At 69.4% G+C, this 14,448-nt stretch carries 12 protein-coding genes; 6 read left to right on the top strand and 6 right to left on the bottom strand.

Annotated features, from left to right (window positions below; all coding sequences use genetic code 11):
* Nucleotides 1–200 precede the first annotated feature (200 nt).
* On the top strand, nt 201–1,358 hold the full coding sequence (locus OG975_RS19355; RefSeq protein WP_406330534.1) for an acyl-CoA dehydrogenase: 1,158 nt from the start codon (nt 201–203) through the stop codon (nt 1,356–1,358).
* A gap of 247 nt (nt 1,359–1,605) precedes the next feature.
* Here the strand turns inward: OG975_RS19355 and OG975_RS19350 are convergent, their stop codons facing one another.
* Nucleotides 1,606–2,253 carry an HAD family hydrolase gene (locus OG975_RS19350; RefSeq protein WP_406330533.1) on the bottom strand — a complete coding sequence of 216 codons (648 nt, stop codon included), beginning with the start codon at nt 2,251–2,253 and terminating at the stop codon, nt 1,606–1,608.
* A gap of 300 nt (nt 2,254–2,553) precedes the next feature.
* On the opposite strand from OG975_RS19350, the gene OG975_RS19345 reads away from it, so the two are divergent.
* From OG975_RS19345 to OG975_RS19335, 3 genes are all read left to right on the top strand, one after another.
* Complete coding sequence (locus OG975_RS19345) at nt 2,554–2,916, top strand: four-helix bundle copper-binding protein (protein WP_406330532.1); 363 nt, start codon at nt 2,554–2,556, stop codon at nt 2,914–2,916.
* A gap of 69 nt (nt 2,917–2,985) precedes the next feature.
* Complete coding sequence (locus tag OG975_RS19340; RefSeq protein WP_406330531.1) at nt 2,986–3,504, top strand: CbrC family protein; 519 nt, start codon at nt 2,986–2,988, stop codon at nt 3,502–3,504.
* Entirely contained in the window at nt 3,501–4,313 is an 813-nt protein-coding gene (locus tag OG975_RS19335; RefSeq protein ID WP_406330530.1) for a class I SAM-dependent methyltransferase, read from the top strand. The genes OG975_RS19340 and OG975_RS19335 overlap by 4 nt, the downstream gene beginning before the upstream one ends.
* Nucleotides 4,314–4,343: 30 nt before the next feature.
* On the opposite strand, the gene OG975_RS19330 is transcribed toward OG975_RS19335, so the two are convergent.
* Entirely contained in the window at nt 4,344–5,657 is a 1,314-nt protein-coding gene (locus OG975_RS19330; protein ID WP_406330529.1) for an LCP family protein, read from the bottom strand.
* A gap of 119 nt (nt 5,658–5,776) precedes the next feature.
* Between OG975_RS19330 and OG975_RS19325 the strand changes: the two genes are divergently transcribed.
* On the top strand, nt 5,777–6,325 hold the full coding sequence (locus OG975_RS19325) for an acyl-CoA thioesterase (RefSeq protein ID WP_406330528.1): 549 nt from the start codon (nt 5,777–5,779) through the stop codon (nt 6,323–6,325).
* A gap of 85 nt (nt 6,326–6,410) precedes the next feature.
* Here OG975_RS19325 and OG975_RS19320 read toward each other — a convergent pair whose 3' ends face one another.
* Nucleotides 6,411–7,892 carry an LCP family protein gene (locus OG975_RS19320; RefSeq protein ID WP_406330526.1) on the bottom strand — a complete coding sequence of 494 codons (1,482 nt, stop codon included), beginning with the start codon at nt 7,890–7,892 and terminating at the stop codon, nt 6,411–6,413.
* Nucleotides 7,893–8,061: 169 nt separating this feature from the next.
* On the opposite strand from OG975_RS19320, the gene OG975_RS19315 reads away from it, so the two are divergent.
* Nucleotides 8,062–9,093: a glycosyltransferase family 2 protein gene (locus OG975_RS19315; protein WP_406330525.1), complete on the top strand. Its 1,032-nt coding sequence runs from the start codon at nt 8,062–8,064 to the stop codon at nt 9,091–9,093.
* A gap of 91 nt (nt 9,094–9,184) precedes the next feature.
* Here the strand turns inward: OG975_RS19315 and OG975_RS19310 are convergent, their stop codons facing one another.
* The 3 genes from OG975_RS19310 to OG975_RS19300 form a co-directional block, all read right to left on the bottom strand.
* Nucleotides 9,185–10,966 carry an LCP family protein gene (locus OG975_RS19310; RefSeq protein ID WP_406330524.1) on the bottom strand — a complete coding sequence of 594 codons (1,782 nt, stop codon included), beginning with the start codon at nt 10,964–10,966 and terminating at the stop codon, nt 9,185–9,187.
* 122 nt (nt 10,967–11,088) lie between these two features.
* Nucleotides 11,089–12,825, bottom strand: coding sequence for an LCP family protein (locus OG975_RS19305; protein WP_406330523.1), 1,737 nt, complete (start codon nt 12,823–12,825; stop codon nt 11,089–11,091).
* 246 nt (nt 12,826–13,071) lie between these two features.
* Complete coding sequence (locus OG975_RS19300; RefSeq protein WP_406330522.1) at nt 13,072–14,424, bottom strand: LCP family protein; 1,353 nt, start codon at nt 14,422–14,424, stop codon at nt 13,072–13,074.
* Nucleotides 14,425–14,448 lie beyond the last annotated feature (24 nt).

Below are 14,448 nucleotides of genomic sequence, written 5' to 3'. Positions count from 1 at the left end.
GGATGCTCCTGGGGTCTACGGCATAGGTGCGCTGCCCGAGCATAGTCGGGGCGTGCGGAGCCCCCTCACGGGGCAGTTCTCCCCTTGTTTTCCCTCTGTCGCCAAGCTCACGTATCACTCCCGTGGGCGGGCCCCTAAAATTTGGGTTACTTAACGGTAGTTAGCGCCACCATCACAGCATCCTTGGAGCGTGAGAGACCTTGGCCGGATCGGCTGATTTCGACCTGTACCGCCCGTCCGAGGAGCACGACATGCTCCGGGACGCGATCCGCTCGCTGGCCGAGGCGAAAATCGCGCCGTACGCCGCAGTGGTGGACGAGGAAGCCCGTTTCCCCCAGGAGGCCCTGGACGCGCTGGTCACCTCCGACCTGCACGCGGTGCACGTACCCGAGGAGTACGGCGGCGCGGGCGCCGACGCGCTGGCCACGGTCATCGTGATCGAAGAGGTGGCGCGGGTCTGCGCGTCCTCCTCCCTGATCCCGGCGGTGAACAAGCTGGGCTCGCTCCCGGTCATCCTGTCCGGCTCCGAGGCCCTGAAGAAGAAGTACATGACCCCGCTCGCCAAGGGCGACGGCATGTTCTCGTACTGCCTCTCCGAGCCGGACGCCGGTTCGGACGCGGCGGGCATGAAGACCAAGGCGGTCCGCGACGGCGACTTCTACGTCCTGAACGGCGTGAAGCGCTGGATCACGAACGCCGGCGTCTCCGAGTACTACACGGTGATGGCGGTCACGGACCCCAGCAAGCGCTCCAAGGGCATCTCGGCCTTCGTGGTCGAGAAGTCGGACGAGGGAGTCTCCTTCGGCGCCCCGGAGAAGAAGCTCGGCATCAAGGGCAGCCCGACGCGCGAGGTCTACCTCGACAACGTCCGCATCCCGGCCGACCGCATGATCGGCGACGAAGGCACCGGCTTCGCCACCGCCATGAAGACCCTGGACCACACCCGCATCACGATCGCGGCCCAGGCCCTCGGCATCGCCCAGGGCGCCCTTGACTACGCCAAGGGCTACGTCCAGGAGCGCAAGCAGTTCGGCAAGCCGATCGCCGACTTCCAGGGCATCCAGTTCATGCTCGCCGACATGGCCATGAAGATCGAGGCCGCCCGCGCCCTGACGTACCAGGCGGCGGCGAAGTCCGAGCGCGGCGACAAGGACCTCACCTTCCAGGGCGCGGCGGCCAAGTGCTTCGCCTCGGACGTCGCCATGGAGGTCACGACGGACGCGGTCCAGCTGCTGGGCGGCTACGGCTACACCCGTGACTACCCGGTCGAGCGCATGATGCGCGATGCCAAGATCACCCAGATCTACGAGGGCACGAACCAGGTCCAGCGCATCGTCATGGCCCGCAACCTGCCGTAACCGCGATTCCGGCAGCAGGCTCAGGTGAGAGGCATCCGAAAGGGTGCCTCTCTTCTTTTGCGCGCGGCAAGATGAGGGGCGGGTCACCATCTGCCGGAGCTCTCCTCAACGGACGACGAACCGGCAGCCCGCGCACAGCAGTGCCGCCGGCTCATCGCGGAGCGCACCGCACAGTGACGTGGCGGCCGAACTGCGGGCCGTGCTAGGGGTGTTGGCGGTGCGGGTCGAACACCTGAGGAGTACGCGGTTACAGGCCGGCCAGCGCCCGCCGCAGGTCCTCCGGTTCGCGGTAGTGGACCGCTCGCATGCCGAGCGCGGCCGCCGCCTCCACGTTCTCGATGGTGTCGTCCACGAAGAGGCACCGCTCGGCGGGGACCCCGGCTCGTTCGACGGCGATCTCGAAGATGCGCCGGTCGGGCTTGGCGATCCCGACGCGTGCGCTGCTGACGACGTCGTCGGCGAAGTCCGTCAGCCCCAGCACCTCCAGGTCCTCCTCCAGCTGGACGGTGGCGTTGGAGACGAGGACCAGGCGGAGCCCCTCGGCGCGGGCCCCGCGCAGCAGGGCCACGACCGTCCCGTCGGCCCGGAAGGGGGAGCGGGCGAGCGCCGTGCCTAGTTCCCGGGCCGTCACCTGGGACACGAGGCCGGTCAGGCCGCGCGCGACCGACTCCGCCCACTCGTCCGGCGTGATCCGGCCGACCAGCAGCGGCAGTACCGTCTCCGGCGCGAACGCCACCTTCATGACGGTGCCCGCGGCCAGTCCGGCGGCCTGTTCCAGCGCGGACACGGGGGCCGGGTCGTAGATCCGGATCACGTTGTCGACGTCGCAGAGCACCGCGTCGAAAGGCGGTCTGCCGGACGGCGGAGCCGGAGCCGGGGGCGGGGAGATCGTCATGGGGAACACCCTGACATCCGCCCCCGGCGGGCCACCGCCCAGGGCGCAGTTACCCGGCCTCGGTCACGGACTCGGCCACGGCCTCGCCCCCGATCGGACCCCGGCACGCCCCGCCCGCGGTACCGATCGGCGTATTGGCAACGCGGCCCTCAGGGAGATTCCGGGGTCTTTTGCCCCTTTGCCGGTGAGGTATTTGTAGCGGATTGTTCACGTCTGCCCGTTGGCGCGGGACGGTCGGCAGGCGTACCACGGAAGGGCACCCCGGGCCCGACCCGGGCCCCACCACTCCGAGGAGGAGCCATGCAGCAGCACGGAACCATGACTGCCATGACCAAGGAGATGCAGGACTGCGTCGAGGCGTGCATGTCCTGCCACACCATGTGCGAGGAGACCATGAGCTCCTGCATGCAGATGGGCGGACAGGCCCAGATGCAGATCATGCGCGCACTCATGGACTGCTCCGAGATGACCCGCATGTGCGCCGACATGATGATGCGCAGGTCGCCCATGTCGGCCGAGATGTGCGCCATGTGCGCCAAGGCGTGCGACATGTGCGCCGAGGCGTGTATGTCCATGCCGGACGATCCCCAGATGATGCGCTGCGCCGAGTCCTGTCGCCGCTGCGCGGAGATGTGCCGCGCGATGGCGGGCGCGAGGATGTGACATCTGCCTGACCGGCCTCAAGGACACCCGACCGGGTGTCCTTGATCCATTGTGGGGCAGGATGGCGCAGTGACCGACCCCGTCGCCCCGCCACCCCTGCCCTGCTTCCCGTACCACCCCGACCCGCTGACCACGGGCTCGCTGGTGCCGTCGGGCACGCGCTGCGCGTGCTGCGGGCAGCGGCGCGGTTACGTGTACGCGGGCCCGGTGTACGCCGTCGCCGACCTCAGCCACGCGCTGTGCCCGTGGTGCCTCGCGGACGGCAGCGCCGCCGCGCGCTACGAGGCGCAGTTCACCGAGGTGGACGGCCGCGTGCCGGCGGATGTCGTGCGCACGGTCGAGCAGCGCACCCCGGGCTTCGGTGGCTGGCAGCAGGAGCGGTGGCTGACTCACTGCGAGGACGCGGCCGTCTTCCTCGGCCGCGCCGGGATCCGCGAACTGACGCCGCACCCGGACGTCCTGGAGGCCCTGGCAGCGGACTTCGGTGAGGAGTTCCTGTCCGCTCTGGACGCCGACGGCCGGCCCACGGCCTACCTCTTCCGCTGCCGTCACTGTGCACGGCACCTGGCCTACGCGGACTTCACATGAGGAGCCCGACAGAGGCCTTCGACGCCGTTGAGCGGAACATGTGGGACGGGCGGGCGCAGGCCTACGCGGAAAGCTTCGCGCGACTGTGCGCGTACCCGGTGGGGGCGCTGCTCGACGCGGCGGAGGTGGCTGCGGGGACGTACGTCCTCGATGTCGGCACCGGGACGGGTACGGCGGCCATGGCGGCGCGGCGGCGTGGGGCGCGCGTCCGTGCTGTGGACGCCGATGCGGGGATGGTGGCGGCCGCACGCTCCGGCGGTGTCGATGCCCGCATCGCCGTCCTGCCGGAACTTCCCTTCGCCGACGGCGAGTTCGATGCCGTCGTCGGCAACTTCGTCCTCGACCACGTAGGCAGCCCACGCGCCGCGCTCGCCGAGCTGCGGCGCGTGCTGCGCCCCGGCGGCCGGCTCGCGCTGACCCTGTGGAGCGCGCGGCGCGGTGCCGGGCAGGACCTGCTCGTGCGGGCCTGCGAGGCGGGCGGGGCCGTACCACCGGCCTGTCTGCCTCGCCGCGACCCGGCCGATGACTTCGCCCGGACGCCGGAAGGGCTCGCGGAGCTGCTGGAGGAAGCCGCGTTCACCGTGATGGACTCCACCGAACTGGAGTGGGACCACCGAGCCACCGTCGAGGAGTGGTGGGGTGGCGCCGCGGCCGGCGTCGCCACCATCGGCCTCGTCGTCACCTCGCAGGAACCGGAGACGATCGTACGGATCAGGCGGGAGTACGAGCGGCTGAGCGGCGAGTTCGCGGACGGGGGCGGGCGGCTGGCCCTGCCCCACGTCGCGCTGCTCGCCCGCGCGCGGGCGTAGGCGGGGGCCGCCGAGGCGGCGGTGACGGCGTCAGTTGCTGCTGACCGTCACCTTCTCGTCGTTCTGCAACTCGTTCACCAGCGTCTTCACCTTGGCCTTGTCCCAGACGAGGTTGCCGCCCGTGGAGCCGGAGACCGGCATGTTCATGGACTTGCCGTCGCCGCCGGTCACGCCCTTCATCGCCCAGAACATGTCGGCCAGGTCCCACAGGCTCATGTCCTTGTCGACGGTGAGACTGTCGAGGCCCGCGCCCATCGTCGGGTACAGCTTGAAGGGGTTCAGGACCGTGCCCGGCGTCGCGACCTGGTGCGCCAGGGCCGCCAGGAACTTCTGCTGGTTCTTCGTGCGCTGGAGGTCCGACGCCGCGAAGGCGTGCCGCGTGCGGACGAAGGCGAGGGCCTGCTCGCCGTTGAGGGTCTGCTTGCCCTTCTTGAAGTCCGCGCCCGAGTACTTGTCCTTGAAGCCCTGGTCGAGGTTCATCTCCACACCGCCGACCGCGTCGACGATGCTCGCGAAGCCGGCGAAGCCGATCTCCACATAGTGGTCGATGTGCAGACCGGTGTTGGCCTCGATGGTGCGGACCAGCAGCGTCGGCCCGTCCTCCGCGTACGCCGCGTTCAGCTTCACCTGACGGCCCGTGCCCTGGAAGGTCTTGCCGGACGTGGATCCCTTGTACGTGGGAATCGTCACGTTCGAGTCGCGGGGCAGCGAGATGAGGGTCGAGCCGTTGTCGCCGGTGTGCAGGATCATCATCGAGTCCGTGCGCTTGCCCTCGGCGGACCCGGTGTGCAGCTTCTTCTTCTCCGCGGCGGACATGCCGGCGCGGCTGTCGGAACCGACGATCAGATAGTTCGTGCCCTCGCCCGCGTCGGGCCGGTCGATGACCGTCGAGAGATCCACGTCACGGTGGAGCTTGGAGTCCGCCCAGAAGTACGTGCTCACGGACACCACGACCATCACCGTGACCAGCGTGATCGCGGTCCACTTGATCCGGCGCCGCCAGTTCGGCGCGGGGCGCGGGCCGCGCGAGCCGCCACCGCCGGGGCCCTGCGGACCGCCGGGCCCGTTCGGGGACCCGTACACCTGGCCCGTGTTGTAGCCGGAGTCGTACTGGTCGTCGTACCCCTGCCCGTCGACGTACGTCGGCTGCTGGGGCACCCCGCCGTACGACGGCGGCGGCGCGGCCGGGCTGCCCGGAGCGGGCGCTGCCGGACCACGCCGGACCTGCCGCATGACGCGCGCGCTCTCAGGCTGTGCGCCTGCGCTGCCGCGTCCGTAGCGGTTGCCGCCGTTGCCGCCGTTGCTGCGGTTGTCTCCGGACCACCCGTCGGGCCAATCGTTCATGCCGACCAGTGTGCAGGGCACCACTGTGAGCCTTACAAGAGAGTGGGGAGATCTGGGTCACGCCTGTTGCAGACCTGATGCAAAGCAACCCTTGCGCGCCCCGGCATAGGGTGGACGCCATGACAGACCAGGCCTCCAGCCCGGAATCCGACATTCCAGGCAAGCCGACTTCCGCGTCCCGGACCACCCTCAGCCACATCATGACCCACAACGACACCAACCTTCTCGGAACGGTGCACGGCGGCGTCATCATGAAGCTCGTCGACGACGCGGCGGGCGCGGTGGCCGGGCGGCACTCCGGCGGGCCCGCCGTCACCGCCTCCATGGACGAGATGGCCTTCCTGGAACCCGTCCGCGTAGGCGACCTCGTCCATGTGAAGGCTCAGGTCAACTGGACCGGACGTACGTCCATGGAGGTCGGCGTCCGCGTCCTCGCCGAGCGTTGGAACGAGGCCGCGCCGGCCCAGCAGGTCGGCTCGGCCTACCTCGTCTTCGCCGCCGTCGACGCCGACGGCAAGCCCCGCCGCGTCCCCCCGGTGCTCCCGGAGACCGACCGCGACGAGCGCCGCTGCCAGGAGGCCCAGATCCGCCGCACCCACCGCCTGGCCCGCCGCCGCGCGATCATGGAACTGCGCGAGAAGCGCGCGGCGGAAGGCCTCGACGACTAGCGACGCCCGTGAGGGATACGGAGACCGGGGCTCTGCGGACGGTTGCCCGTACAAGCCGGGCCATGGCTGCCCGTGCACACCAGGCCTACGGACACATCACCTGATCCCCCGTCACGACCCCGAACTCCCCCTGAGACGGATCCTCCGCCCGCACCCGCCTGACTTCCTTGAAGTCCGCCCCGGCGGTCACCTTCAGCACCGGCCCCTGCCCCTGGACCGCGCGCAGCTCGGCGCCGGGCAGCGCGGTCGCGAGGGACTGCGCCGAGCGGTCCCAGCGGGGGTCGTACGAGACGACGGTGCGCCGCAGAGTCCGGTCCACCGCGCTGGTGGGCCGGTGCGTCGTACGGAACCCGGTGGCGGCGAGCGCGCTGTCGACCCGCTTGCCGAGGCCCGCCGTGGCCGTCCCGTTCTCCACCTGGACCTGGATCTGCTGAGGGGCCACATCGACGCGTAGGGCCCTGGGTCCTGACTTGTGCACCGCGAGCGGTTTGTCGTCGCGCAGCGCCTGGAAGAGCTTCTGCGACTTCGCCGGGTCCCACTTCAGCGTCGAACCGATGCCCTTCACGGCGAATCCCATCTGCCCGATCGGCACGGTCGTGAACTCCGACGAGGAGGGGGAGAAGTTCCGCATCGCCCGGCCCAGGTCCAGCAGCTCGTCCGTGCCGAAGCCCTTGTCGGCCCGCACCGAGCCGAGCACAGCCCGCGTCACGTCGCGGAACCTCATCGGGTTCATCAGCATCCCGGACGAGGTCGCCTGCGAGACCAGCGCCGCCAGGAACCGCTGCTGGCGCTGCATCCGGCCGAGGTCGGAGGACCCGTCGGCGTGCCGCGAGCGGACGTACTGCAAGGCCTCCCCGCCGTTCAGATCGTGCGTCCCCGCCGTCAGATCGAGTCCGGTGTACGAGTCCTTCAGCGGCTGCGCGGTGCAGATCCGCACGCCGCCGAGCACGTCCACCGTCTTCATGAAGCTGGTGAAGTCGACCTCCAGATAGTGGTCGATCTTGACGTGGGTCATGTTCTCGACGGTCCGCACGGTCAGGTTCGGGCCGCCCTCCGCGTACGCCGCGTTGAGCTTGACCGGGTGGGAGCGGTGCCGCTCGCCGGTGGTCTCGTCGATGTGCGCGGGCGTCTCGGCGTACGAGTCACGCGGCAGGCTGACGATGCTGGCCCGCCCCCGGTCCTCCGAGATGTGCACGATCATGATCGTGTCGGTGCAGTGGCAGGGCGCGCCGCCCAGCCGGTATTTCAGCCGCTCCGCCTCCGTGATCTTTTCCCGGCCGTCGGTGCCGACGAGGAGCACGTTCATGCCGTGGCCGGCCCGGGGGCGGTTCTTCATGTCCTTGAACGGGTCGACCCGGGCGATGTCCGCGTCCAGGCTGGTGACCACCGCGTGCCCGATGCCCGCCGAGGCGAGGACCACCACGGAGAGGGTGGTCACCATCCGCATGGCCCAGCGCGGCTTCTTGCGCCGTACGGGCGGCTGCACAGGTGGCCGCCGGGAGCGGGACGGCTGCGGGTGGCGCTGGGGGCGGACGGGGGAGCGGGGCGGCGTGGACAAGGGGGACACCTCCGCGAGGCTGGACGGGGGATGCGTTCCGCGAGGACGCGGGAGGGATGCGTTCCGCGAGGCTGGGCGTGGGGATCCGTGAGCACGGTAGGCCCATACGATCTGCAGCCCGGGCCTTAGGCCGGGCGGCGCGCGCCCGTGTCCCCCATTCGCGGTAACGTGACGTCCGATGAGCGAGAAGTCTGACGTGCGGCCCCCCGCCGTTTCTGTGATCATGCCCGTCCTCGACGAGGAGCGGCATCTGCGCGGGGCCGTCCAAGCGATCCTGGCGCAGCAGTACGACGGCGAGATGGAGGTCGTGATCGCCATCGGTCCCTCCACGGACCGTACGGACGAGATCGCCGCCGAGCTCGTGGCCGAAGATCCGCGTGTGCACACCGTGCCGAACCCGACCGGGCGCACGCCCGCCGCGCTGAACGCGGCGATCAAGGCGTCCCGGCACCCCATCGTCGTACGCGTCGACGGGCACGGCATGCTCTCGCCGAACTACATCGCGACCGCCGTACGCCTCCTGGAGGAGACCGGCGCGCAGAACGTCGGCGGCATCATGCACGCCGAGGGCGAGAACGACTGGGAGCACGCGGTCGCCGCCGCGATGACCTCGAAGATCGGCGTCGGGAACGCCGCCTTCCACACGGGCGGCGAGGCCGCTCCCGCCGAGACCGTCTACCTCGGTGTCTTCCGGCGCGAGGCGCTGGAGCAGCAGGGCGGCTACAACGAGGAGTTCATCCGCGCCCAGGACTGGGAGCTGAACTTCCGGATCCGGGAAGCGGGCGGCCTCATCTGGTTCTCGCCCGAGCTGCGGGTGTCGTACCGGCCGCGGCCGAGCGTGCGCGCCCTCGCCAAGCAGTACAAGGACTACGGGCGCTGGCGGCACGTCGTCGCCCGCTACCACGAGGGCTCCATCAACCTGCGCTACCTCGCCCCGCCGACCGCCGTGTGCGCGATCGCGGCGGGTGTCGTCGTGGGCGCCGCGCTGACCCCCTGGGGCTTCCTCGTCCCCGGCGGCTACCTCGCGGCCATCGCGCTCGGCTCGCTGCCCGCGGGCAAGGGGCTGCCGCTGAAGGCGCGCCTCCAGATTCCCGTCGCCCTCGCGACCATGCACATGTCGTGGGGCTTCGGCTTCCTCACCAGCCCGAAGGCGCTGGCCAAGAAGGTCATCGCGTCGCGGCGACCGGCGGTGCTCCGCAGCTCCAACTGAGCTTCAGCGCGTATGAGTTGAGCTTCTGTACTGACGAGTGGGGCCCCTCTCGAAACCGAGAGGGGCCCCACTCGTCTGTGCTTGCCGCCAGCTAGGACCAGATGTAGTCCGGGTCGACGTGCATGCACGCCTTGGTGTCCGTGCCCTTGTCCAGCTTCGCGGACGCCGGCGTCGAGTCGTCGTCCTCCGGCGCCGTGTACGTGGTGCCCGACCGCCAGTCGGCGCCGACGACCAGGGTGACCCCGGAGACGTCCGTCGACTTCTTCACCGCGCTGAACGGGATGCCGAGGGACTTGGCGATCCGCTGGGCGTCACCCTCCAGGTCGGCGCTCGGGTAGCGGATGACCGTCGTGGCCTCGGTGGTCGCCGTCGTCGTGTCGGCCTTGGCCTGGGTGAAGCCCTTGCCGACGAGCAGCTCGCTCACCGCGCTCGCGCGCCCGCTGACCGGGGCCAGCGCCGAGGTCCGGGTGCCGTTCTGCACCTGCACCGCGATCGCGTCGTCCGCCGCGGCCGGGTCGGACGAGGCCTTGTCCTTGGTGGTCTTCTTCTTGTCCTTGCCGTCCAGCGCGATGTCCTCGCGCAGCAGACGCCAGACCTTCGCCGCGTCGGTCGGCTTGGGTACCACCCGGCCGCTGGTGGGCGACGCGTACTGCCACGGCATCGTCGTCATGCTGATGCGCTTGGTGGGGACCTTCTTCAGTTCCTTGCTCAGGTCGTACAGCTTCGTCACGGTTCCGAGGGCGTCGTCCACGGTGAGCGAGGTGGTGGCCGTCTCCGCGAGCTTGCGCAGCTTGCCCGGGTTGCCGAGCGTGGCGTTCTCCCGCAGCTGGCGCACCATCGAGTTCATGTACTGGTGCTGGGCCTTGGTGCGGGCTATGTCCGTGTCGTCCTCGAAGCCGTAGCGCGTGCGCAGCCACTGCAGGGCCTGCTTGCCCTTGATGGACGTGGTGCCCTCCTCCAGCTTCAGACCGGAGCCGTGGCCCGTGGAGGTGTGCGAGTAGATGTTGGCGTCCACACAGACCGGGACACCGCCGATGGCGTCCGCCATCGACACCACACCCGAGAAGTCGACCATCATGAAGTGGTCGATGTGGATGTCGGTCAGCTTCTCCCAGGTGGCGACCGTGCAGCCGGGGCCACCGCGGCCCAGCGAGTCGTTCGTCATCACGTTCGTCTCGGCCGCGTAGACCTTGCCGGTGTCCGGGTCCGTGCACTTGGGGATGTCCACCAGCGTGTCGCGCGGCATGCTCACCACCGACATGTTGCTGCGGTCCGCCGACACGTGCAGCAGCATCTGGACGTCCGCGCGGGCCGGTGTGCCGAAGGTGTCCTTGGCGCCGCCGAGCTTCTGGTTCTCCGTGGAGTCCCGGGCGTCCGAACCGATCAGCAGGATGTTCAGCGGGGTCTGGCCCGCCGCGTTCGCCTTCGACTTGGCGGCCCGGTCCTTCGGGTCGCCGATGTTCAGGTCCTTCTTTTTGATGTTCGCGTTCAGGTGCTGGTAGTAGAGATAGCCGGCACCCGCGGTGCCAAGTATCAGGACCGCCAGGACAATCGCGGACCAGCGCAGGATGCGACGTCTGCGACGCGGGCGCCCCCCGCCCCCGCGCCGACGGCCGCCACCGCCGCCGTGCCGCCCGTGGCCCTGCGGCTTCAGCGGCATCGTGTCGTCGGCCGCACGGACTCCGTTGCCGTCGGCCGTCCGAGCCCCATGGCCGTCGGCCGTCCGTACCGAACCGTCGTCCACCCGGTGAACGGGATCACCGTTCTCGTCGTAAAGACTGTCGTCCCAGCCGTGCGCACCGGCTCCGCCGGACCCGCCGGCGTGCCGGACGCGTGGTCGTGCTCCCTCCCCACGCACACCGCTTTGAGCCATCTCTCCGCCCTCCCCACCCTGCGCCTGACAAACGGGTCCGTCACGCGCCCAGCCGGACGCTTGCAGCGCCCGGCAGGACGCTTCTCGCGTCCTGTTAGACGCCTGACAGACCCGTTAGGTCATCAACTGGCGCACACCGTCTTGTCCGCCGTCGACTTGTCGACGTCGGGCGCCTTCGTCGGGGTGGTCATCGACACCCCGGCGCCCTTGAAGTCCTTGCCCAGGGTCAGCACGATCGCGGGCAGACCCTGTGAGTTCTTCTCGCTCTTGCCAGGCTTCATCGCCGAAGCGGACAGCCCCATGAGATCCGCCAGTTTGCGTGCCTGGTCGGCCTGGTCGGGAGAGTACTCCAGGGTCGTCTTGCTGAGTGTTTCGTCAGCGTTTCCGAGCTGGCTGGATTTGAGCACGCCCTCATCATTCTGCAGCCAGTTAAGAGTTGCCTGTGCGGAGCCGGCATCGGCGCCGCCGTTGTAGATGTCGACGCGGATGTCGGCGGCGGCGGAGCGGGTGCCCTTGAGGCGGGCGGCCACCGCGGCCTTCTCCTTCTTCTCCTTCGCCTTCACCGCGGTGAAGGAGACGTCGTTCTTGATGGCGTCGAAGACCTCGGGTGCCGTCGTCGGGTTCACGACGACCGTCGCGTGGACCTTCTCGGTCGGGTTGTCGATCACCGGCACCGTGGTGAAGGTGATGTTCTTCGTCGGCACCTTCTTCAGCTCCAGGGCGATGTCCTTGAGCGTGCTCACCTTGCCGATGCCGGTGTCCACGGTGAGCGCCTTGGTGGCGGCCTCGGCCAGCTTTATCAGCTTGGTGGGGCTGGTGAGGGTGTTGCTGGAGCTCATCTTGCGCATCAGGGAGCCCATGAACTGCTGCTGCACCTTGATGCGGTCGAGGTCGCCCTGGTTGCCGAAGCTGTGCCGGGTCCGCACGAAGGCCAGCGCCTGCTCACCCTCGACAACGGACTTGCCCTTGGGCAGCTTGAGCTTCGACTCCTTGTCGTTGACGGCGTGGGCCACGCAGACCTCGACACCGCCCACCGCCGTGGTCAGCGTCTTGACCGCGTTGAAGTCGACCATCATGAAGTGGTCCGGTGCGATGCCGGTGACCGCCTTGACCGTGTTCATGGTGCAGCCCGGGTCGCGGTTCGCCTGGCCGAGGCTCGTGTTGAAGCGGACGTTCTGCGTGCCCCCGATGACCTTCGTGCTGCCGTCGGACTGAACGGTCGGGCAGTCCGGGACATCGACGATCAGGTCGCGCGGAATGCTCATCGCGGTCGCGTTCGTACGGTCCTTGGAGACGTGCAGCAGGATGTTGGTGTCGGCGTGCCCGACGCTGTTCTTGTCGCCGTAGCCCTCGTTGCCCTTACCGGTGCGCTTGTCCGTACCGATGATCAGGATGTTGAAGGCCTCGTCCTTGCTGAAGCCCTTCTTGCCCGCGCTGCCGATGTCCGTCGTGTTGACGTTGCCCTCAAGGTGCTTGAGGTAGGCGTACGCGGCGGCCGAGACGGCGACCAGCACGAAGGCCATGGTGCCGCCGGTCCACAGCAGTATCTTCTTCGCCTTCGACTTCTTGGGCTTCGTACGCCCCCGGCGGCGGCCCGGAACGGGCTCCGGCGGCTCCGCGCGGCGGCGGCGCTGCCCCGGCACAATGCGGCTCGGAGTCTCGCGACCGGGAACCTCGCGGTCCCGGCCGGGCGCGGTGCGGGCACGCGCTCCCGCGGGGGCGCCCCGCCGCGGTCTCGGTACCCCTGACTGCGGTGCGGAAGGGGTCAGTCGCAGTTCGTATTCGCCGGTGCTCGGGTTGAGTACCCACTGGTCTGCGGGGTCGATGTTGTCCGCCCGCCCACGGCCTTGCGCGTCCACGGTTGTCTGAATCCTCCGTCGGGGCCACGCGGCGCCTTTCCCCCTCTTAAGGCGCTCGGGTCTCGGTCAACCAGTGCGCGACCTCCAGGACGGACCTCGTGGCCGGGTGCACCGGATCGCTCACACTATCCGCCCAGTTCAGCGTCGAGCGACGGCCGTGACAAATTCAACGCCCCTACAACTGGGCAATCCGCCCTATTTCTCAGAGACTTCTTAGCTCAGCAGTTCCCCGCCTTGGTGTGCGCTTTACCCGCAGGCGTCCTCGGCTGCCGTGTTCCCCCGGAAAGTCGGCGCGGGTTCGGGGGTGCCGGCCGGTCCGCCAGGCAGTTTTCCCCTCGACTTTCCGTCGCCGTATGACTCCTCTTCGTAGTTGCGCGAGGAGTCGCGGGAGTAGCCGCCCGAGGAGTTGCCCGAGGGGTCGTACGTGCTTTCGCCTGTCGTATTGCCGCTCTTTGTGGCGGAAACCTCCGGAAGGGCGGCGGAAGCCTCCGGAAGGGCGGCGGAATCCTCCGGAAGGTTCTTCGAGACCACCACCGGCGCGTCCGCCCGCAGCCGCGCGAAGAGTTCCGCCGCCGCGGGCTCCACGAGCTGGTCGCGATTCACGTTCAGGACGTACGACGTCCGGGGCACCGTCAGGAACTGCACACGTTCCGTGGGGATGTTGCGCATGCCGCGCACCAGGTCGTACAGCCCGCGCAGGCTCGCCAGTTCCGGGTCCGTGGTGAGCGACGAGGTGGCCGCGTCGAGCACGGGATAGAGCTTCGCCGGATTGAGCAGGACGTCATTGCTGCGCACCTTGTTGACGAGCGCGCCGAGGAACCGCTGCTGGCGGTCCATACGGTCGGTGTCGCTGCCGTCGCCGATGCTCTTGCGGGCGCGGACGTATCCGAGGGCCTGCTCGCCGCTGAGCACGACCTTGCCCGCGGGCAGCTTCAGCTTGGCTTCCTTGTCGTCGATGGGTTCCTTCAGGCACACCTCGACGCCGTCCACGGCATCGACCATGTCCTTGAACCCGTGGAAGTCGACGACCATGTGGTGGTCGACGCGGATGTTCGTGAGCTTCTCGACGGTCCGGATCGTGCAGGCCGAACCGCCCACCTCGAAGGCCGAGTTGAACATCGCGAACACCGGCTTGGTGCGGCTGCCGTCCGGACGCCGGCAGCTCGGCATGTCCACCATCAGATCGCGGGGCAGCGAGACGGCGGTCGCGCTGCGCCGGTTTCCGGCCAGGTGCAGCAGGATCGTGGTGTCGGAGCGCTCGGTCCCGGAGTCCCGCCCGTACTTCTGGTTCCCGTCCCCCGAGCGCGAGTCCGACCCGATCAGCAGGATGTTCTGCGCGTCCCGCACCAGCGCGGTGGGCCGCTCCTTCTCATACCGGGCGAGCTCGGCGGCGGCGGCGTTGTCCGGCGTGATGTTCGCGTTCAGTTTCTCGTACGCCGCCCAGCCGACCCCCACGGCGCCCAGCACCACGACGGCCACACCGATCGCCGTGTAACGCAGCCACCGCCGCCGCCGACGTATGAGCCCGCCTCCGCTGGGCGACGCCCCGAGCCCCGGCCCTTCCGGCCGTCCGGAGGGCGCGCCTACGGTGTCGGTCACGTGTCGGTCCACCCCTCATGGCGT

The sequence above is a fragment of the Streptomyces sp. NBC_00203 genome (assembly GCF_045206325.1).
Lineage (GTDB): Bacteria > Actinomycetota > Actinomycetes > Streptomycetales > Streptomycetaceae > Streptomyces > Streptomyces lutosisoli.
The sequence above is the reverse complement of the archived record's forward strand: the minus strand, read 5'-3'. Positions and strand labels throughout refer to the sequence as shown.

What these genes read in the sequence shown, in the direction of transcription:
- OG975_RS19350 (WP_406330533.1), bottom strand. Translation starts at nt 2,253, where the DNA reads ATGACGATCTCCCCGCCCCCGGCTCCGGCTCCGCCGTCCGGCAGACCG.
- OG975_RS19345 (WP_406330532.1), top strand. Translation starts at nt 2,554, where the DNA reads ATGCAGCAGCACGGAACCATGACTGCCATGACCAAGGAGATGCAGGAC.
- OG975_RS19335 (WP_406330530.1), top strand. Translation starts at nt 3,501, where the DNA reads ATGAGGAGCCCGACAGAGGCCTTCGACGCCGTTGAGCGGAACATGTGG.
- OG975_RS19330 (WP_406330529.1), bottom strand. Translation starts at nt 5,657, where the DNA reads ATGAACGATTGGCCCGACGGGTGGTCCGGAGACAACCGCAGCAACGGC.
- OG975_RS19325 (WP_406330528.1), top strand. Translation starts at nt 5,777, where the DNA reads ATGACAGACCAGGCCTCCAGCCCGGAATCCGACATTCCAGGCAAGCCG.
- OG975_RS19315 (WP_406330525.1), top strand. Translation starts at nt 8,062, where the DNA reads ATGAGCGAGAAGTCTGACGTGCGGCCCCCCGCCGTTTCTGTGATCATG.
- OG975_RS19310 (WP_406330524.1), bottom strand. Translation starts at nt 10,966, where the DNA reads ATGGCTCAAAGCGGTGTGCGTGGGGAGGGAGCACGACCACGCGTCCGG.